The organism is Streptomyces sp., from assembly GCF_050698815.1.
Taxonomy (GTDB): domain Bacteria; phylum Actinomycetota; class Actinomycetes; order Streptomycetales; family Streptomycetaceae; genus Streptomyces.
Genome location: NZ_JBOHCV010000657.1, coordinates 1 through 19105 on the forward strand (window position 1 = coordinate 1; position 19105 = coordinate 19105).

Consider the following 19105-nt stretch of genomic DNA (forward strand, 5'->3'; position numbering starts at 1 on the left):
GTCGGCGCCTCGGTGGCCTATCACGCCGCCCGGGCCGGTGCCGTCGTGACCCTCGTCGACGCCGGGCGGCCGGGCGCCGGCGTGACGGCGGACTCGTTCGCCTGGATCGGAGCGTCCGGCGTACGCACGGGTCCGGCCGCCGCGCTGCGGGCGACCGCGGCGGAGGAGTACCGCCGGATCGAGGCCGAGCTGCCGGGGCTCCCGGTGACCTGGTCCGGCTCTCTGTCCTGGGGCGCGGCGGACGGCGCGCCGGAGGCGGGGCCCGGGCAGGAGATTGTGAACGCGGCCACTGTGGCGACGCTCGAGCCCACCCTGCGGCAGCCCCCGGAGTGGGCGGTCTGGGCACCCGGTGACGGCGCCGTCGATCCGGTGGGTGTGACCGAGCGGCTGGTCGCGGGTGTCCGCGCCCACGGCGCCCGGGTCCGTCTGGACTCCCCGGTCACCGCGATTCGCCGGGACGCCGCGGGTCGGGTCGTCGGAGTCGAGACGGCCGCGGGGCCCCTCTCGGGTGCGACTGTGGTGCTCGCGGCCGGGGTGGCCACGGCCGCGCTGGGCGCGCCGCTCGGCATACGCGTCCCGCTCGACCCGTCGCCGGCGACGCTCTTCCGGTTCAGCGCTCCGGCCGGTCTGGTCCGCACCGTGGTCAACAACCGAGACTTCGATCTCCGGCAGGTCGCCGCGGACCGGCTGCTCGCCGCCGCGGACTCGCCCGAACGGACTCTCGCCGCCGTCCGGTCCACTTTCCGCGGCGCCGCGAACGTCGAGCTGCTCAGCACTCGGGTCGGCGTACGCCCCATGCCGGCCGACGGCGAGCCGATCGTCGGCCCGGTCGTTGAGGTGCCCGGGCTCTACGTGGCGGTGCTGCACTCCGCGGTCACGCTCGCCCCGGCCGTGGGCCGGCTGGTCGCGCGGGAGCTGGTCGACGGCGCCGTCGAGCCGGTGCTGGCGGGCTGCCGTCTCGACCGCTTCTAGCGGTCGGCCTTCAACTGGAAAGCCAAGCGGCCGCAACGGGAACAACCGGTCCGGTCGTCTCGGTTGCATCGACCGAGGGGCCGGCGCCGCACGGGCGGGGAGCACGGAGACCACGAGGTCGTCCGCCCCACCAGGATCCGGGCCCCAGGATCGCGGTACGCCCGCCGCTCACTCGGACCAGGATGTATTTCTGCAGGAGGACTGTTTCATGACTGACCGGCCCTTGACGCTCATGGCCGTACACGCCCACCCCGACGACGAGGCCACCGGAACGGGAGGGGTCCTCGCGCGGTACGCGGCGGAGGGCATCCGCACGGTTCTCGTGACGTGTACCGACGGCGGTTGCGGTGACGGACCGGGGGGTGTCAAGCCGGGCGATCCCGAGCACGATCCGGCGGCCGTCGCCTTGATGCGCCGTCAAGAGCTCAAGGCGAGCTGTGACGTCCTGAAGGTCAGCGATCTGGAGATGCTGGACTATGCCGACTCCGGCATGACGGGCTGGCCGAGCAACGACGCCCCCGGATCCTTCTGGCAGACCCCCGTGGAGGAAGGCGCCGCCCGACTTGCGGAACTCATGCGGCACTACCGGCCCGATGTTGTCGTCACCTACGACGAGAACGGCTTCTACGGCCACCCCGACCACATACAGGCCCATCGCATCACCATGGCGGCGCTGGAGATGACCGCGCTGACGCCGAAGACGTACTGGACGACGGTGCCCCGCTCGATGATGCAGCGGTTCGAGGAAACCATGCGCGAGTTTCATGAGGGCATGCCGGAGCCGGATCCTGCCGAAGCCGCCGCGATGGCCGAGATCGGCCTCCCCGACGATGAGATCACCACGTGGGTGGACACCACCTCATTCAGCAGCCAGAAGTTCGATGCGCTGGCCGCGCACGCCAGTCAGGGCGAGAACATCTTCTTCCTCAAGATGGGCAAGGAGAGGTTCGGCCAGTTGATGGGCATGGAGACCTTCGTACGAGTCAAGGACGCCACCGGCGCGGCCGTACCCGAGAACGATCTCTTCGCCGGACTGCGCTGATCCGCCCGTCCGACCGGGGCCGTTCGGCGGTGGGCCAAGTGAGGCCGCTGCGTCTGCGGGTTATGGATGAATCGTCATTTGATCATTCCGGCCTGGCCAGCGTGGCCGCCGGTTGCCGGTGACGTGCCGTTTCACTCTCCAGCGCTGAGGGAGTCGTAGCGATGAAGATCATCTTGCGGTCCGGTGCCGTGACTGCCGCGTTCGGTGTGGGGCTGTCCCTTGTAGTCCTGCCGGCCGCGCCGGCCAACGCCACCGAGGGGACGCATGTGCGGTGCAACGACATCAACGGCCTGGTGAAGGCGATCAACCAGGCCAACACCAGCGGCGGCCGCATCACCCTCGCACCCCACTGCACCTACACCCTGACCACAGCCAACAACCCGGACGACGGGCTCCCGGAGATCACCGGGAACGTGACGATCTCCGGCCGCGAAACCACCATCCGCCGCGCCAGAAACGCGACGCAGGACTTCCGCATCTTCCACGTACCGCCCGCCGGCGGCGCACGCACTCTCACCCTCAACTCGCTCACGGTCAGCGGCGGCAACCTGCCGAATTTCGCCGGCGGCAGCATCTGGAACAGCGGCACGCTGAACCTGAACCGCACGACCATCAAGGACAACCGAGCTGAAACGAGCGCGGGCATCCACAACCTCGGCGGACAGCTCAACCTCGACCACAGCACCATCGAGCGCAACACCGCGACCCTGAACGGCGGCGGAATCCTCAACGGACGCAACCAAATCCTGGACCAACCGGGCACGTTGACCATGAAAGGCGGGGCGCTGCGCAACAACACAGCGCTCAACGACGCCGGTGGCGGCCTGGAGAACCTCAGAAGCACCGCGAACCTGGACTCCGTCGCGGTCGAGGGAAACACAGCCCCTCGAGGCGGCGGCATCAACCAATTCGCCGGCACCCTGCACCTGAAGTCGACCACCCTCAGCAACAACATCGCTGTGACCGGCGCAGGCCTCAGAAACGCCTTCAGCACGGCGACACTGGATCGCAGCCTGATCACACACAACACAGCGATCACCGCCGGCGGCGGCATCTTCAACGAGAATTCCAACTCGGTCACGCTCACGGACAGCAAGGTCGTCCGAAACAGACCGGACAACTGCAGCCCCGCAGGCAGCGTCCCCGGATGCACCAACCCCACCCGCACCGTCAAACCGCCAAGCTCGCAACTCCCGCCGCCTGCAAAAGGCAGCAAACTCCGCAAGTAGGCCGTCGACTGCACGGCGCGGCCAGGAAGCCTGACTCCACGTGCTGGATGTGATGGCTCGCTGCGAGTTCGCAAGAACCCGACGCGCTGCCGCGGGAAGCTGTTGATCGAGACACTCAGCGCGGAAGAGGCCGCAAGGCGGGCTCTTCGTAGCGCGGCGGCTCCAGCCAGTCGGCCACCGAGCGCAGCGAACGCGCCAGCGCTTGCCGTGAGAGGCGCAGTCTGCCGGGTGCTTCGTCAGCTACGGGTGCGCTCGGTAAGGCAGAATTCGCCTCGCGCATCGCATTCACGATCATGGGGCCTTCGATAGGGACCATGTCATCTCCTCCAAGCCGATGAAATGGGATGCCGGCCCGGTCTGTGCCCGGACCATGAATTCGCGGTAGCCGTCGTCCTGTTCATGGCAAGTCCTTCCTCGGGGGAGGGTCCTCCCCTTTCTCGGCCGCTGTGTAGGCACCCACCTTCCACTCGATGAGTTCGAGGTCGGCCTGGAGCTGGCGCAGGTCCGCCCGTACCCGTTCGCCGTGGGAGCGCAGCAGCGCCAGCCGAGCGGCCCTCGTGGCGTCGTTTCCGCTGCGTGCGTGCCTGCTGAACTCGCGCACCGCCTCGATCGGCATCCCGGTGCGGCGCAGCGCGACCAGTACGTGTAAGAGTCCGAGAGCGTCGGCGTCGAAGCGGCGCCGCCCACCCGTATCGCGGGGCAGTTCTCCGAGCAGACCCTCGCGGTCGTAGTAGCGCAGCGTGTCCACGGTCAGCCCCGACTGCCGCGCTGCCTCACCGATGCTCACGTATCTCTCGGACGTCGTCATGGCGAACACCTTGCAACCTGGAGTGCACACCAGGTCAAGGACCGGGTTCGGCCAACGCAAGATCGAGGTTAGGTGTGGCTGGTCGTCTGTGGTGGGGGGCATCACGTCCAGCGCATCCTCGGCGCCTGGGTGAGCAACCAACACTCCAGGCGGCGTCGCCGAAGCCGGAGCGCGTGGAACAACTGTCCGCGCTCGAGCCGGCGATCGACCCCCGTCGACGGTTTCTGCGTGTTTGCGGGGGACGTTGAGGTGTCCTTCGCGCTCGTAGAACTGCGTGGCGGCAGTGAGGTTGAGCGCCCACTTGTCGGACTGCGCGCGGCGCGGCTGGGGCTTCGCATCCTCTGTGAGTTATTCGTCGCTGCGATGTCGCGGTAGTCCTTGGGGAGGGGGAAGCCCGTCGCGGTGGGCACCTCGTCCCAGGGCGGCCGGTCCGTCGGCTGGCGAGGGAGGTGCGGAGGAACTGTGGGTCATGAAGGGCTGGCTGTGCTGCGATTGCGTGCTCGCCAGGCGGCTACGCGTTCACGGTTGAGGCAGCTTTCCGAGCAGTAGCGGCGCGTGCCGGGCCGTGAGGTGTCGACGTAGACGTCCACACATCGGCAGGCGTCGCATGTGCCATGCCGGGTCAGACCCCTGTCCCGGACCCACTCGAGCAGCCTGACGGTGCCGGCGGCCAAGTAGCAGGTTCGGCGATTCCCGCACCGCCCAGTCGAGCGAGCCGGTTTCGTCCAGCCGCGGCTGGAGCCCCAGCTCGGCGATCAGCGAGTTGAGCGTTGACGGGGCGGTGTGTGGGGAGGCGAACACCGGATGCAGCCGGTCCGCGGCGTCGATCATTTCCGACTCGGTTGTCGGGAAGTCGTCAAGGTCCGGAAGCGCTGGATAGGACAGCGTCCCTCTTAGATCGGCGGCCAGCCGTGTCGGCGCGGCGTACTCGTTCACCAGCTCGATCAGCGAGGCCATCTCGATTCGGGGCAGTGTGTGCACGCCAAGAGCGTAACGCCTTTGGTCTTCCATAGCCTTTACCGCAGTGGTACGGTCCGCATCACAGGCCAACGTTGAGGGTTCAACTACCCCTCGCCGAAGAAGGCGTGGCGCTCGGCGCGGACTGCGGGACGGCATGACAACGGGTTAGCGGAAGACGGGGGCACAGTCATGGTTTGGCTATGGGGCGTCGTGACGTTAGGTGCGACGTTCGCCACACCGCCGCCCAGACGTCGGCGCATCGCAGGGGGAGATGTGCCCGGCCGCAGAACGTCCTCCTCGGACACCTGGACGGCCACGACAGCGGAGCAGGGACAAGGGCACGGCACACCGTCTGTAGGGTCGGCCAGCCCATACCGGCCGCCGCTCTCGGGCCAGGCGGCCACCGTTGAACAGCCCCCTCCTCCAGGACCCCTGGCTCACGACGGGGGACCAGGAGTTCGACAGGAAGATCCGCATCACGAGCGGAGACGGGGCGTAGGGGAATCGCCTCGGTGGCTACCGACCTCGCAAGACCTGGGAGACATAGATGCGCCGGAAAGTGAAGGTAACCCTGTTGGCGGCGGGCGTGATTGTGGCCGGCGCTGCCATACCGGCAACCGGCACCGTAACAGGAGGCGTGCGTACCACTGATGAGTTTGATCAGGTCGTCCGCGACGCGGACGTGAACAACAATCCCGACTTCGTACAGGTCTATGTGAACAACGTCGAGAACCGGCCCAAAGCGCATTGGGTGGAGAAGTGCAGGGGGGATCACAAGGATCTGATTTATTATATGAAGAACCGAGAGTACAGCCCTGACCTGTTCCTGGTGCAGCAGATCAGACACCAGCGACAGCTGGACCACCTCACCAAACTCATGACCAAGAAGCTGGATGGGGTCTACGCCAACGTGATTGCGATCCCGAAACCCAGGAAACAAATTAAAAAGAAGTGCGGGGGCAAGAAGAAGCGGCAGACGAATGCCATCATCTACCGTGTTGGTCGTTTCAAGGAGCTGAGTGCGAAGTGGACCTGGCAGTCGTTGGCCTACAATTCTCGAGAAAGCACTTGCAAGAAGAACAGCCAGGACCGCACGGTGAATGTGGCGACCAAGCTGTGGGACAAAAAGGCTGACCGCTCGGTAAATGTCGCCTCCATCCACTGGCCCAGCAAGAGGAGCCACGGCTGGCCATGCGCCGAGAAAAACCTCGATGCCGTCGATCGCCAGATCAACAAGCGCACGGGAGGCAGTCTGCGAATCTTCGGTGGTGACTTCAATATCAATTGGGGCGAAGGCAACCAAGACTGGTATGAGCGAGCCAATGGTGACTTGGGAGGTTACCTCTACAACTACCGCGATGCGATCTATGACGACTGCAGTGAGCGTGGCGTGCTCACTGGCTGTCTTGCTGACAATTGGACCTTCAAGAATGAGAAGGGCAAAACCCGCCGGATCGATTTCCTTTTCACCCAGGCAGGGCCGTCGGGTGCATCTTCCTTGCCCAAGATCGGGGAAGAAGCAACCGTCACGTTCGACGCTGCCGACAAGGCGGACGAAAAGTATACCCGCGGGGATAAGGAGGGGCTGAACTACTCCGAACACCGCGCGATCACGGCACGCATCCACTACTGACAACTGCAGGGCCGACAGGTGCCGAAAGGGCTCACTTGATCTTGCAAGTAAGATTGTGAGCGCCGCATTTGGGATCTCTAGTTGATGGCGGGATCACCGTCTAGATCACGCGCTGCGGTTGCTTCGACGTTGTGGCGCACGGCGACGAACTAACCGCCGGGGCTAGATAGAAAGGTGGGGAATGTATTCGCTGGCTCAATAATCTTTGGTTAGCTTGACGTAGGGGTAATCGGGGAGTACTGAACGTAGAGCGGGGTCGCCAAAACAAACTGTTCACCCCAACCCTCCTTTACGCCAAGTACGCGAGCGTGGCCCATTAGACGTACGGCCCTGCCCTTCCACCCTGGGTCGGAATTCATATTGAGGAAGAAGAGGTTCCACAGCGACATAGTGTCGCGGCAACTGCCCATGTGCTCGTCTAGCTAGCCCCCCGTGACGTCCTGCTCTACCGCCCGCAGTATCGAGCTGAGATGCGTACGCGAGCGGATGCCGAGCTTGCGGTAGATGCGGGTGAGCGAGGCCTCGATCGTCTTGATGCTGAGGAACATCCGGGCCGCGACCTCCTGGTTGCTCGCCCCCTGGCTGACCAGCAGGGCCACCTGCTGCTCGACGGCCGTCAGGAGCGGTGACAGGCCTGCGTGTTCGCACTCCTCGCCGCCCGTGCCGCACTCCCGCGCGCAGCCTGCGCCGTCGGCCAGCGCCAGGGCCTGGTCGGCCTGCTCGGCCCAGGGGCGTGCCCCGGCCCTGGTGAAGACGACCAGCGCCTCGCCGACGGCCGAGCGCGCTGCTGCCCGCCGGCGGCGGCGGCGTTCGATACCGCCCCGGACCAGCAGACAGTGGCCGAGTTCGACCGGCTGCCCGAGTTCCTCGAAGCGTTCGGCTGCCCCGCGCAGCCGGTCGAGAGCAGCGCCGGTCTCGCCGCGTGAGGTCAGCACAACGGCCTCCGCGCGGTCGAGTTGGGCGGTGACGGCCCCTCCGTGGGCCCTGTCGCCAATCGCGATCCTTGCCTCGCGGATCACCTCTTCCGCGCGGTCGGGCTCGCCCAGAGCGCCGAGGCCGGAGGCGAGATCGGCGTGCCAGCGCAGGACGAGTGGCGTGGAGACGCCCTGGGAGCGTTCGAGTTCGCGGACGCGGAGCAGGGCCTCCACGCCGCCCCGTACATCCCCGCCGCGCAGCCTGGCCTGTCCGAGCGTGTGGAGGTGGCGTCCCAGAAAGATGGCGTCGCCTTCCTGCTCCGAGGCGCGGATGCCGCGGCGTGCGTAGGCGGCCGCCCTGCCGACACTGCCGCCCGCGAGTTCGGCAACCGCCGCGTCGTACCACGCCGGCCCCGGGCTGATCCCGGCGACTTCGGAGATCCGGATCGCCCGGTCGGCGAAGTCGAGCGCGTCCCGGCAGCGCCCCATCCGGGCGGAGACCTCCGAGAGGCTGCGCAGGACCTGGACGATCTCCTCTCCGGAGCCGCGGCCGACCAGGGCGAGCATGCGCAGCAGATCCGCCCGTGCCTCGTGGAGCCGGTCGTCGAAGATCGCGAAGCGCGCTGCTGTGAAGCGGGGGGCCATGTGCAGCCAGCCGTCGACAGCCGGCTGGGGCAGTGTCAGCGCCCGGTCGAGCGGTGCTCGGTAGTCCGCGCGGCCCATGACGCGTGCGGCGGTCGCCTTCACAGTGAGCGCCATCGCCTCCGTCGCCGTGTCCCCTGCGGTGCGGGCGAGTTCGGCGGCGGCGTCGGCCTCTGCCTCACCACGGGCGGGCCGGCCGTCGACCAGCGCGGCCCAGGACAGACGCAGCCGGAGCCGTGCCAGCAGCGCCGGATCCCCGTCGGCCTCGGCCTCGTTGAGCGCGGCTGCGAAGACCTCGTCCATTTCCTTGAGTCCCTGGCTCGCCAGATCGATCACCGCCATCCGGACGCGCACCCGCGGCCGGTGTCCGGCGTCTGCCGAGAGAACCGCGTCGGCCGCCCGGTGGACGATGTCGGGAAGTCCTGCGGTCGCCCCGACCTCCGCGGCGGCGACGAGGCGGTCCAGGCGCTGCCCGTCGAGTTCCGCCGGAGTGCGTTCGGCGGCCAGCAGATAAAGCTCGGCGCCCATAGCCCGTGAACCCTGGCGGTGCGCGGCCTCGGCCGCCGTGGTCAGGGCTCCGGCCAGTTCGGCGTCCGGGGCGGCGGAGGTCAGCGCTCGGTGCCTGAGCCGCGCGGCGCCGTCGGTGACGACCGCGGCGAGCTTCGCGTGCACCTCGGCGCGGCGGAGGGCGGACGCCGACTCGGCGATCAGCGCGGCGACGGCCGGCGGAGTGAAGCGGATGGTGCTGCCCTCCGTGACCAGCAGTCCGGCGCCGGCCGCGGCGCGTATGTCGCGCCCGGCCTCCTCCTGCCCGGCGCGCAGCAGCAGTTCGACGGTGGGTGCGCCGGCGAGTGCCGCGATCAGGAGGGTTTCGCGGACCTCGGCCGTCAGCGTCGCGAGACGCCGGCCGATCAGCGTGCGGACCGCGTCGGGCAGTGGCGCGGGCCAGCCGTACCGGGGCAGCCTGACGCCGACGGTCCCGCCCAGGGCGAGGGCGAGCAGCGGGTTGCCGCCGGAGTCGGCGTGCAGTTTGTTCGCCAACCGAGCTGGCACGCCGTGTTCGTCGAGCAGTTCGGCCAGATCCTCGGAGCCCAGAGGCGGCACCGTGATCTCGGGGGCAGCGGCCGGTACCGGCCAGAGCGGTTGCCGGGCGTCGTCCTCGGTCGCGATGCTGTCCGGCCATCGCCCTGCGGCGACCACCCGGACACCGCTGCCGGTCAGCCGGCGCGCCGCAGCGGAAAGGGCGTCGGCTGAGGGAGTGTCCAGCCATTGCGCGTCGTCGATGAGGAGGAGTGCCGGACGCGTACCGGCGCAGCGCCCGAGGAGGGTCTGGCAGGCCAGGCGGATGGCGAGCGCCGGATCGCCGCTCCCGTCCTGGCGGTCCTGACGGTCGCGCACCAGGACGCCTTGGACGGCGTCGCGTTGTGGTCCGGGGAGTTCGGCCAGGTAGGCGTCGGGGATCCGGCCGAGCAGGTCGGCGAGCGCCGAGTACGGAAGCCACCGCTCGGCCTCGGCACCAGCGGTCCGGAGAACGAGATCGCCACGGGCGGCGGCGGCCGCGCCCAGGGCGTTGAGGACGGCGGTCTTGCCGATGCCGCTCGGCCCGGTCAGTACCACGCTGCCGTCGCGCGACAGGTACGACTCGGCCGTCGCGAGCAGGTCCGCCCGGCCCACCAGGCGCGAAGCGGGCGGGGCGGTGACTGGTCCTGTGCTGTCGACGCCGATCACTGCCCCTCCACGGGAACGCGCAATCCGGAGCGACACTAGCGCTCTGCGGGAGGAGCCTCAATGGCGCTTTGCCGTACGGGGCGATGCCATCACCGGCGGATCGCGGCCTCTTTCCGCTCCCAGCTCGCCCCGAGGGCTTCTGCTTCCCCTTCTACCGCCGTGGCCGGTTCCGCTTCCGCTCCGCCCGGACACGCCGGAACGGCGCCGGCGCACACGGGGTGCACCGGCGCCGCACCGATCAGGGTCGTTCAGTCCGTTCAAGGTTGTTCAAGAACGGGTCATGCAACGTCGAGCGCCGTGTCGTCGACGACGAAGGACGTCTGCAGGGACGAGTCCTCCTGGCCGTAGAACCGGATCTGGACGCTCTGGCCCGCGTACGAGGCGAGGCTCACGGAGTGCTTGGTGTAGCCGCTCGCCGCGTTGAGGTTGGAGTGCGTCTTCAGCGTGCCGAGCACGGCGCCGCTCGAGGAGAGGACCTGTACTTTGAGGGTGTCGTAGGCGGTCGACGAGGTCGTCTCGGCGGTGTCCACGTGCAGCCAGTAGCCGAGAGTGTAGGAGGAGCAGCCGGACGGCACCGACACGGCCTGCAGGGCGTAGTCGGTGGTCGTGATCCCGTAACCGTTCAGCCAGGCGTTCCAGCTGCCGGAGTGGGTGGGCTGGCCGGCGGAGCCGTGCTGCCCGATCACGCCGGACGTGCTGGTCCAGCCCGAAGCGCCCGACTCGAAGCCGGGGTTGGCGAGCTTCTGGCCGGCGGTGCAGGTGCCACCGCCGCCACCGCCGTCCGTGGCGCGCAGCAGCTTGTTCGGGGAGCCGGTGCCCGGGGAGGAGACGACGCCGCTGGTCGCGGCGTTCACCAGCGCGTCCCGCACCTGCTGCGGAGTCCACGTCGGGTGGGCCGAGAGGACGATGGCGGCAGCGCCCGCGACGTGCGGCGAGGCCATCGAGGTGCCGTTGATGGTGTTGGTGGCGGTGTCGCTCGTGTTCCACGCGGAGGTGATGGAGCTGCCCGGCGCGAAGATGTCCAGGCAGGTGCCCCAGTTGGAGAAGCTGGAGCGGGCGTCGCTGCTGGTCGTCGCGCCGACCGTGATGGCGCTCGGGGTGCGTGCGGGCGAGCTGTTGCACGCGTTGGCGTTGTCGTTGCCCGCGGCGAGCGCGTACGTGAGCCCGGAGGCGATGGACGAGGCCACCGCGTTGTCGAGGGCGGTGGAGGCGCCGCCGCCCAGGCTCATGTTGGCGACGGCCGGCTTGGCGGCGTTGGCGGTGACCCAGTCGACGCCCGCGATGACGCCCGAAGTGGCGCCGCTTCCCTGGCAGTCGAGCACCTTCACCGCGACCAGGCGCGCGCTCTTGGCGACGCCGTACGCGCTGCCCGCGGTGGTGCCGGCGACGTGGGTGCCGTGGCCGTGGCAGTCGGTGTTGTTGCCGTCCCCGGTCGTGTTCGTGCCCCACGTCGCCCGGCCGCCGAAGTCGGTGTGCGTGGTGCGTATACCGGTGTCGATGATGTACGCGGTCACGTTGGACGCGGTGTTCGGGTAGGTGTAGCTGGAGTTCAGCGGCAGCGAGGCCTGGTCGATGCGGTCCAGGCCCCAGGAGGGCGGGTTGGGCTGGGTGCCGGTGGCGCTGACCCGCTGGTCGGCCTCGACGTAGGCCACGGCGGGGTCGGCCGCCAGCTTGCGGGCCGTCCGCTCATCGGCCTTGACCGAGAAGCCGCGCACGGTCTCGGAGTACGTGCGCTTCACCGAGCCGCCGTGCCTGCCGGTCAGTTCCTTCGCGCGCTCCTTGGGGGAGGCCGTGCCCTTGAGGACGACGATGTAGCTGCCGTCGATCCGTGCGGCGCTGTCCGCCGAGAGGATCCGCGCCTCGTCGGGACGTGGGGGTGCTGCGATCGCAGAGGTACCTGCGAGTGCGGTGAAGGCCGCTGTGGCGACAGCGACACACATGCCGGCGAGTCGTCTTCGTGACGAAAGCGTTCGGTCGGACATGGGGACTCCTCGACTTCGGTCCGGTGGTGGAGGAAAAAGCCGTTGGGGGTGAACGGCCGCGGCTGTGACCGAAACGGAGGAGTGGAAACGCCGTACGGTGCACGGCTGTTGGGCCGTCGTTGAGCCTAAGGAACGTGCGCCGCTCCGGGAACAGGGAAAACCCTTGCTGTCGAGGGGCGGTGCGCCGGGGGGAGCCGGTCGGCTGCCGCAGGCCCGACCAACGGTGGGGCGCCCTGACGGAGGCGGTGGTCGGCGTGTCCCGGGGCTTCTCGCGTATCCGTACATCGGCGGACCCGGATAGGCGCGCATCGCGTCGGCGAGTACGGTCCTGCCGTTCGGTCGAACGTGCTCGCGCTGCGGCTCCGTTCATCGCCTCGGTGCGCATGGCGGAGCGCGTACCGACGCGATCCTCGCACCCCCCACACCAGGCCAGCAGCGCCAGCACCACCCGGGCCTTCCCCGGAACACCGTCCTCGGCCACGAGGCTCATACAGCGTTCCGCGAGTCCCTCCCAACGGCCCGTCAGCCAGTCAGCGGAACAGGGCGGTGCCGCGTCCGACCCGCTCCAGGAAGGGGGCGTCGCTGCGGACGGCGAGGTCGAGGCCCTCCGTCAGCAGTCCGCCGCCGATGCGCGTCTGGCGGGGATGGGAAGCGACGACGTCGGCTGCTGTGTCGAGCAGGTCCCGCAGCGTCTCACGTTCATCGGCCTTCGCGCCGGTCAGCGCGAAGAGGAACGGCAGGCCACCGAGCGCGCATACCAAGTGCGGGCAAACAGCCCCCAGAAGTACCGCGAGTGCGACGCGCAGTAGCCGTACTGGGCCCAGCCGGCCAGATCGGAGCGCTTGGCCGTCTCCCGGGAGCATCCGCAGCCGACCGGGGTGGAGTCGACCACCCACACGTCGTCACTCCACAGCGAGGTATCCGCAGCCAGGATCCGGATCATGTGGGTGAACAGGGAGGGCGCCGCACGTAGCCTCTTGTTGTAGACGGACTGCTGGGGCACGTAGAGAAACGGACGGCGGAAGTCCCGTTGTTTCCACGACGCCAGGTCGTGCGCCGTGTGTCATTGTTGCTGGCCAGGTCGATGGGACTTCTGCCGCACCAGTACGTAGAGAGAGCAATGGGCGCCGTCATACATAAGACCGTTCACGCCGCTGATGGTGAACAACTCAGCCTCTACACCGTGACGCCGCAGAACGAGAGCGTCGAGGCCTGCGGCGTTGTCATCATGCATGGCGCCGGCACCGGTCACAAGGAGCGGCATCTGTCATTCGCCGAAGACTTTGCCGCGCACGGGCATCCTGCCGTCGCGCTGGACTTCTCGGGTCGCGGGGAGCACCGGAAAGCTGCTGCACCTCAGCCTCAGGCGGCGGCGCGACCAGGCCGCGGCCATCATCGACGAGGTCTTCGACGACGAACGCCGTCTGGTCTTGGTCAGGTTCAGCATGAGCGGCCAGACTGTCGCCGATCTGGTGGACCTGTATGGCAGGCGTGTGGCGGCCATCGTTCTCTGTGCGCCGGGGATCTATGGAAGGATGCCTGGGACGTTCCCTTCGGCGCCGGATTCACCGAGTTGATCCGGCGCTCGGAGAGCTGGCGTGGCAGCCAGGCCCTGGACACCTACGCGAGATTCGACGGTCGCGCGCTCCTCGTCCTACCGGAGCAGGACGCGGTCATTCCCGACAGTGTGACCGAGCTTCTTCGCGCCGCGCTGGCCACCCGCGCGGACTTCTCCGCCCTCCGGCTCGCGGGGGCCGGCCACCAGCTCGGAACCTGGACACCCTCGCAACAGCAGTCTATGCCCGGATCGACGGTGAGTTGAAGGCTTCGCCGTGGCTGGCCCCGGTGCGGCCCGCAGTCGGGGTCGCGCCCACGCTCAGTGACGCCGAATGGATAGCCCGCGACTGGACGCAGGCAACACGTGGAACCGCTTGGCGGTCCTCGCGCACTACCTCCACGCCAACACCGGTACGGCTGACGGCCCGCCCCCACCGTCTGGTCCCGAACTCTCAGCAGTGCCGACCTCGTCGTGCATGAACTATGGCCGCTTGCCGAGCAGATACGGACCAGCAGGTTCCGCCCGCACTCACACCATCAGACGATGACAGAGCCACTCAAAAGCTCACTAATCGCCCTCTCGGACACCTGGCTACGAGTCTGTGCCATGTTCGTGGCAGCCGAAGGAGCGCCGGTAGGCGGCCGGTGTGGTGCGCACCATGGCGTGGAAGCGTCTGCGGAGGTTCGCGGCCGAGGACAGGCCGGCTCGGACCGCGATCGTCTCCACAGGGAGATCCGTTTCCTCCAGAAGGGCCTGGGCCGCCATGACGCGTTGCTGGAGCAGCCATCGGCCAGGGCTGACGCCGAGTTGGCGAGCGAATCTGCGAGCGAGTGTGCGCGGCGCGATCTTGGCCTGTGCGGCGAGGTCGTCGACGGTGAGGGGTTCGTGCAGCCGTCCGGTGGCCCAGTCGAGGATCGGGGCCAGAGATTGTGGTTGGCGGTCGGCGGGGGCCGCGGTGCTGTACTGCAGTTGCCCGCCCTCGCGGTGCGGGGGCATGACCATGTGCCGGGCGATGTGCGCGGCGTAGGCAGCGCCGTGGTCGGCGCGGGTCAGGTGCAGGCACAGGTCGATGCCGGCGGCGGTGCCTGCGCTGGTGGCGATGTCGTTCAGGTCGATGTACAACGTGTCGGGCTCGACCCGCACGTCGGGGAAGCGGCCCTCGAGCTCGCCGGCGAGCCGCCAGTGGGTGGTTGCCCTGCGGTGATCCAGCAGCCCGGCCTCGGCCAGTAGAAAGGTGCCGGAGCAGATCGCGACAATCCGGGCGCCGCGCCGGTGGGCTCGCTGGACCGCATCGATCACGGCGGGCGAGGCGGCCTCCTCGCGGCGTTGCCAGCCGGGGATTACCACCGTCTCCGCCGCGTTGAGTGCCGCTAGATCCTCGCTCACCAGCATGTCGTATCCCGCCAGGGTCGGCACGGCTCCCGGATGCTCGGTGCACACCGCGAACTCGTAACGTCTCGGCAGGCCAGGGCGGCGCACGCCGAAGACCTCGGCCGCGCACGCCAGCTCGAACGTGGACTGTGGCGGCAGGACCAGCGCGACAACCCGATGAACACTCATGGCAGAAAAGTACCTGCAGGCGTCAATCCAGACACTGGCCGGAGAGGACGTCCGCCGCCACGATGGGGTCATGACGCAAGATTCGAGTGATGTCCAGATCCTGCACGTTGACGAGGTCGAACCCGTTGAGGTCGTCCCCGGGATCATCCGGCGGCGGCTGCCGGCCACCGAGCGGGCCTGCGGTTGGATGTACGACTTCGCGCCGGGAACCGAATGGCCCGAGGTGGATGTGCACGAAGGCGAGGAACGCTATTACGTGATCTCGGGCGAGTTCATCGACCGGGGGCAGCGGCTCGGGCCGGGCAGCTACGTCGTGTTCGCGCCGGGCAGTACGCATCGCCCGCGTACGGAGATCGGCGCGCGCATGCTGGGCATCAGCATCCTCACCCCGTAGCCGGTTCGCCATGACGCGCCGGCCTCAGGGCGCCGGCGCGTGCGGCCACGAGCGTGACTTGCGCCGCCTGCTCGGCGGCCGCGTCGTCGACCAGGTCGCCAGTGATGAGCAGGCGCAGGTAGATCTGCGCGGCGAGGCATCCCTCGGGGTCATGTTGGTGCCTGACAGACTGTCAATTCGCCTGATGCTTACGCTCTTGACCTGCAGGGCTGGCTCTGTTCAGGGTTTGGGGGTTCTGGCTCAACTTCCGTGATGCCGTCACTGTTCGTCACGACAACAGGACTCGTTTTCACAGTAGTTGGAATCCGGCTCGGCCGAACATTTGCCGTTTGAGCATCTTGATGCGGTTGACGTGTCCTTCGACAACGCCGGAACTCCAGGGCAGGGTGAGGCCGGCGATGACGGCGTCGCGGTCGCGATCGATGCCTGCGGCGAGGGCGTGGAGGCTGGGCAGGTCGTCCTGCCCGACAGCGTTGAGCCAGTCCGGCAGCCGCTCGGCTCTTCCATGGGGAGGTCGGCGGTTCCTCGGGCGGAGTGGTCTCAGCTGTCTCCTTGGCTGGTTCGGGCCCCAGGACTCGCAGGCACTGACGGTGGCGGGCAACAGCCCGTTCGGCGGCCTCGCCGAGGTTGTGCCACAGATGCCACCGGTCAGCGACCTGGATGGCCTAGGGTGCTCCGGCTGTGGCGCCTTCCGCGAAGAACGGTGCTCGGTCCCGGCAGACGACCTCGATGCCGGGGCGTTTCGCCAGCCAGTTGGCCAGTCTGGACGCTTCCCGGTCGGGATTTCCAGCAGATCGATGTCCATGACTTGTGACCGCGCCAGAGCCCTTGCCTCAACGGGCGCAGGCCACGGCATGCCTCATACGTGGGGCCGGCGGACGCGCGTGCGGTGCGAGAGCGTCTGCCTGTTGCTGCCTGCACGGTCGGAACGGCTGAGCCGGAAGTAGCTGTTGGCCGCAGGGAGGAACATCAGAACGACGGCGGAGAGTACGGCAGCCACGTGCAGCACCCGGCTGGTCCCGAAGGCGAGGTCCATCGCTCCGGCCTCCACCAGCTCCACGCCGATGGTGCGGCCCTGGGCCAAGACGTGGATCGGCTCAACCACCATCGACGCCGTACCCACCACACCAAGGCCGAGCGCCAGAGCGATCCGGGCCCAGCCGTGGCCGCGGCGCATCCGGAGCGCAACCAGGAGCGCTGCAGTGAAGACGGGCAGCCGTATCGCGAGACTTACAGCGATCTCAGTCGTGGATTCCGAGCCGTCGGCCACCAACCTGTCCACCGCCAGGACGGTTTCGAAAACGCCAGCTGCAACAGCCGTCACCCACAGCGCGAATGCGACACGTACCGGTGCTGGAGGGACCTGGACATCGGGTACCGCACACGGACCGCCCGAGGCGCGAGCGCGGCTGGTGAAAGGGTTTTGTTGCGCAGAGCGCGACATCGTGGCCTCGATTCGTGACTGGAGGTTGGGAGGGATCAGCGCTCCCGATACTCCAGACACGGCACGGATGTGGCCCGCCTGCTAGCCGGTGGATTCCTCCGGGGGCCTATCCCCACTTCGCCACACCTACAGCAGCCTGACTAAGGGCTGTCCCGAGGGCCGCGGTCTGGTCCGGAACGAGCAACCACTTGGAGGCATAGACATCGGTTCACCCCCTGCGACCGCACGACACAGCAGCGGCTAGCAGGGACCGTCCTCCCAACGACATGCGGATCCACACCGGGAAATGAGCAACAGAGTCCCCCTGCTACGGTGCGCCGATGTCATCGACCAAGCAGTTCCAAATCGTCTTCGACTGCGCAGAACCTGAGCGCGTCGCTCGTTTTTGGTGCGAGGTATTGGGGTACGTCGTACCGCCGCCACCGGAGGGGTTCGCCACTTGGGACGATTTCAACCGCTCCCTGCCTCCTGAGGATCAGGGTTCATGGTTCGTATGCATTGATCCCTCAGATGTGGGCCCGCGACTGTTCTTCCAGCGCGTTCCCGAAGGCAAGGTCGTCAAGAATCGGCTGCATCTTGACGTGCGGGTCGGCACCGGACTCGTGGGTGAAGAGCGCCTGGCCACGCTTGAGGCCGAATGCACACGACTGGTCGCGCTCGGCGCGGTACGCGTACGACTACTGCCCGCCGATGACGACAACGAGTCGTGCCTCGTGATGCAGGACATCGAGGGCAACGAGTTCTGTCTCGACTAAGCATCCTCGGTGCCAGGGGCGCCGACCCCTCCGCAAGGTGGCGGCCGGCGCCGGAAGGCGACCATGAGGTTCTGGCCGCGATCGTGTGTGGCCACGTCGGGCTGCACGAAGCAGCAGCTGCCGCCCCCGAAGTTCCGGCTCCGACTCCTGGCCCGCTTACATGCGCCCGGCCACCAACACCATCAACTAGTCCAGCCGACTCGCCCTCGCCCAGAACGTCAGCTTCCTCTAGACACGCACCCTCACCCGCGTCGGCGGAACCGACCGCCCCCGGCCAGCACTTGGGCCGGGGGCGGGGAGACCACCACTGCCTCCGATGGAAGGGCCTGCGCCGGGCTCCCGGATAGAACTGGCCCATACCGAGACCAGTTGCTTGTCGGTGTCAGTGCCGACCGTGCTCCCGTGAGGCCGCTGCCTGCTGAGTCCGAGCTCGCCGCTGGCGTACCAGTGCCACGGCGACGACGAACGCGGCGGCCAGCAGTGAGAGCAGCACCTGCTGGCGTCCGGTCTCGTCGGTGAGCATGTAGACCAGCACGAACAGGATCACGCCGATGGTCACCCACGTCATACGGGAAGAGCCACATGCGCACGACGAGCTTCTCCGGCGACTCGCGCAAGATGATGCCGCGCATCTTCAGCTGTGCGAAGCAGATCACCAGCCAGACGAACAGCGCCACAGCGCCCGAGGAGTTGAGCAGGAACGCGAAGACGGTGTCCGGCCACTCGTAGTTGAAGAAGACCGCGACGAAACCGAAAGCCACGGACGACAGAATCGCCGCCTTGGGGACACCGCGGCGGCTGGTGCGGGCGAAGGAACGGGGTGCGTCGCCGCGCTGCCCGAGGGAGAAGGCCATCCGGGAGGCCGTGTACAGGCCGGAGTTGAGACAGGACAGCACTGCCGTCAGCACGATGACGTTCATGACCTGCCCTGCGTGCGGGATGCTGACCGCGTCGAGCGCCGCCACGTAGGAACCCTTCTCAGTGATCGCCTTGGCGTTCCACGGCACCAGCGTGACCACGACGAAGATCGAACCGAGGTAGAAGACGGCGATGCGCCAGATCACGCTGTTGGTGGCCTTGGTGACGGCGGCCCGGGGGTTGGCGGACTCGCCGGCTGCGAGGGTGACGATCTCGCTGCCCATGAAGGAGAAGACGACCAGCAGCACGCCGGTGAGGACCGCGCCGGGGCCGTTCGGCATGAAACCGCCGTGTGCGGTGAGGTTGGACAGGCTCGATGTGGATTCGTGTGCTCCGGGCAGGATGCCGCTGATCGCGAGCCCGCCGAGCACGATGAACGCCGCGATCGCCACCACCTTGATCCCCGCGAACCAGAACTCGAACTCCCCGAACGAGCCGACCGAGATCAGGTTCGTCGCGGTGAGTATCACCATGACGAGCAGCGCCCAGCCCCACTGCGGAACGGCCGGCATCCAGCCGTGCAGGATGTCGGCGCCCGCGGTCGCCTCGACGGCGAGCACCACGAC

13 protein-coding genes and 5 pseudogenes are annotated in these 19105 nt (G+C 68.0%); 9 read left to right on the plus strand and 9 right to left on the minus strand.

The window, feature by feature from the left end; all coding sequences use genetic code 11:
* The 3 genes from ACRDP3_RS23580 to ACRDP3_RS23590 form a co-directional block, all read left to right on the plus strand.
* Positions 1-972: NAD(P)/FAD-dependent oxidoreductase (locus ACRDP3_RS23580; RefSeq protein ID WP_431519009.1), on the plus strand; the 972-nt coding region annotated here is incomplete at its 5' end.
* Between the two features lie 208 nt (positions 973-1180).
* A complete protein-coding gene (locus ACRDP3_RS23585; protein ID WP_431519010.1) occupies positions 1181-2014 on the plus strand; it encodes a PIG-L family deacetylase in 834 nt (277 codons plus the stop codon).
* Between the two features lie 161 nt (positions 2015-2175).
* Positions 2176-3243 carry a hypothetical protein gene (locus ACRDP3_RS23590; RefSeq protein WP_431519011.1) on the plus strand — a complete coding sequence of 356 codons (1068 nt, stop codon included), beginning with the start codon at positions 2176-2178 and terminating at the stop codon, positions 3241-3243.
* A gap of 397 nt (positions 3244-3640) precedes the next feature.
* On the opposite strand, the gene ACRDP3_RS23595 is transcribed toward ACRDP3_RS23590, so the two are convergent.
* Both ACRDP3_RS23595 and ACRDP3_RS23600 read right to left on the minus strand, forming a co-directional pair.
* Positions 3641-4051 carry a MerR family transcriptional regulator gene (locus ACRDP3_RS23595; protein WP_431519012.1) on the minus strand — a complete coding sequence of 137 codons (411 nt, stop codon included), beginning with the start codon at positions 4049-4051 and terminating at the stop codon, positions 3641-3643.
* A gap of 467 nt (positions 4052-4518) precedes the next feature.
* Positions 4519-4641, minus strand: a complete 123-nt coding sequence (locus ACRDP3_RS23600) for a CGNR zinc finger domain-containing protein (RefSeq protein ID WP_431519013.1) — start codon at positions 4639-4641, stop codon at positions 4519-4521.
* 917 nt (positions 4642-5558) lie between these two features.
* Here ACRDP3_RS23600 and ACRDP3_RS23605 point away from each other — a divergent pair.
* Complete coding sequence (locus tag ACRDP3_RS23605) at positions 5559-6644, plus strand: hypothetical protein (protein ID WP_431519014.1); 1086 nt, start codon at positions 5559-5561, stop codon at positions 6642-6644.
* A gap of 422 nt (positions 6645-7066) precedes the next feature.
* On the opposite strand, the gene ACRDP3_RS23610 is transcribed toward ACRDP3_RS23605, so the two are convergent.
* The 3 genes and pseudogenes from ACRDP3_RS23610 to ACRDP3_RS23620 form a co-directional block, all read right to left on the minus strand.
* Positions 7067-9928 carry an AAA family ATPase gene (locus ACRDP3_RS23610; RefSeq protein WP_431519015.1) on the minus strand — a complete coding sequence of 954 codons (2862 nt, stop codon included), beginning with the start codon at positions 9926-9928 and terminating at the stop codon, positions 7067-7069.
* Between the two features lie 278 nt (positions 9929-10206).
* Positions 10207-11910 (minus strand): S8 family peptidase, encoded by a 1704-nt coding sequence (locus tag ACRDP3_RS23615; protein ID WP_431519016.1) that lies wholly within the window; start codon positions 11908-11910, stop codon positions 10207-10209.
* Positions 11911-12533: 623 nt separating this feature from the next.
* A pseudogene (locus ACRDP3_RS23620) lies at positions 12534-12940 on the minus strand (IS982 family transposase); the annotation flags it as partial.
* Positions 12941-13093: 153 nt separating this feature from the next.
* Between ACRDP3_RS23620 and ACRDP3_RS23625 the strand changes: the two are divergent.
* Positions 13094-13732 (plus strand): alpha/beta hydrolase, encoded by a 639-nt coding sequence (locus ACRDP3_RS23625; RefSeq protein WP_431519021.1) that lies wholly within the window; start codon positions 13094-13096, stop codon positions 13730-13732.
* A pseudogene (locus ACRDP3_RS23630) lies at positions 13684-13806 on the plus strand (IS982 family transposase); the annotation flags it as partial. The gene ACRDP3_RS23625 and the pseudogene ACRDP3_RS23630, both read left to right, overlap by 49 nt.
* 253 nt (positions 13807-14059) lie before the next feature.
* On the opposite strand, the gene ACRDP3_RS23635 reads toward ACRDP3_RS23630, so the two are convergent.
* Positions 14060-15028: a helix-turn-helix domain-containing protein gene (locus tag ACRDP3_RS23635; RefSeq protein ID WP_431519017.1), complete on the minus strand. Its 969-nt coding sequence runs from the start codon at positions 15026-15028 to the stop codon at positions 14060-14062.
* Between the two features lie 70 nt (positions 15029-15098).
* Here ACRDP3_RS23635 and ACRDP3_RS23640 point away from each other — a divergent pair, with 70 nt between their 5' ends.
* Positions 15099-15422, plus strand: coding sequence for a cupin domain-containing protein (locus ACRDP3_RS23640; RefSeq protein WP_431519020.1), 324 nt, complete (start codon positions 15099-15101; stop codon positions 15420-15422).
* A 289-nt stretch (positions 15423-15711) separates the two neighbouring features.
* Here the strand turns inward: ACRDP3_RS23640 and ACRDP3_RS23645 are convergent.
* A pseudogene (locus tag ACRDP3_RS23645) lies at positions 15712-15912 on the minus strand (transposase); the annotation flags it as partial.
* 369 nt (positions 15913-16281) lie between these two features.
* Positions 16282-16704 carry a hypothetical protein gene (locus ACRDP3_RS23650; protein WP_431519018.1) on the minus strand — a complete coding sequence of 141 codons (423 nt, stop codon included), beginning with the start codon at positions 16702-16704 and terminating at the stop codon, positions 16282-16284.
* Positions 16705-17186: 482 nt separating this feature from the next.
* On the opposite strand from ACRDP3_RS23650, the gene ACRDP3_RS23655 reads away from it, so the two are divergent.
* Together ACRDP3_RS23655 and ACRDP3_RS23660 are read left to right on the plus strand one after the other, a co-directional pair.
* Entirely contained in the window at positions 17187-17621 is a 435-nt protein-coding gene (locus ACRDP3_RS23655) for a VOC family protein (RefSeq protein ID WP_431519019.1), read from the plus strand.
* A gap of 9 nt (positions 17622-17630) precedes the next feature.
* A pseudogene (locus ACRDP3_RS23660) lies at positions 17631-17747 on the plus strand (IS5/IS1182 family transposase); the annotation flags it as partial.
* 256 nt (positions 17748-18003) lie between these two features.
* Here ACRDP3_RS23660 and ACRDP3_RS23665 read toward each other — a convergent pair.
* Positions 18004-19105, minus strand: a pseudogene (locus ACRDP3_RS23665) (amino acid permease); the annotation flags it as partial.

What these genes read in the sequence shown, in the direction of transcription:
- ACRDP3_RS23585 (WP_431519010.1), top strand. Translation starts at nt 1,181, where the DNA reads ATGACTGACCGGCCCTTGACGCTCATGGCCGTACACGCCCACCCCGAC.
- ACRDP3_RS23590 (WP_431519011.1), top strand. Translation starts at nt 2,176, where the DNA reads ATGAAGATCATCTTGCGGTCCGGTGCCGTGACTGCCGCGTTCGGTGTG.
- ACRDP3_RS23595 (WP_431519012.1), bottom strand. Translation starts at nt 4,051, where the DNA reads ATGACGACGTCCGAGAGATACGTGAGCATCGGTGAGGCAGCGCGGCAG.
- ACRDP3_RS23605 (WP_431519014.1), top strand. Translation starts at nt 5,559, where the DNA reads ATGCGCCGGAAAGTGAAGGTAACCCTGTTGGCGGCGGGCGTGATTGTG.
- ACRDP3_RS23615 (WP_431519016.1), bottom strand. Translation starts at nt 11,910, where the DNA reads ATGTCCGACCGAACGCTTTCGTCACGAAGACGACTCGCCGGCATGTGT.
- ACRDP3_RS23635 (WP_431519017.1), bottom strand. Translation starts at nt 15,028, where the DNA reads ATGAGTGTTCATCGGGTTGTCGCGCTGGTCCTGCCGCCACAGTCCACG.
- ACRDP3_RS23640 (WP_431519020.1), top strand. Translation starts at nt 15,099, where the DNA reads ATGACGCAAGATTCGAGTGATGTCCAGATCCTGCACGTTGACGAGGTC.
- ACRDP3_RS23655 (WP_431519019.1), top strand. Translation starts at nt 17,187, where the DNA reads ATGTCATCGACCAAGCAGTTCCAAATCGTCTTCGACTGCGCAGAACCT.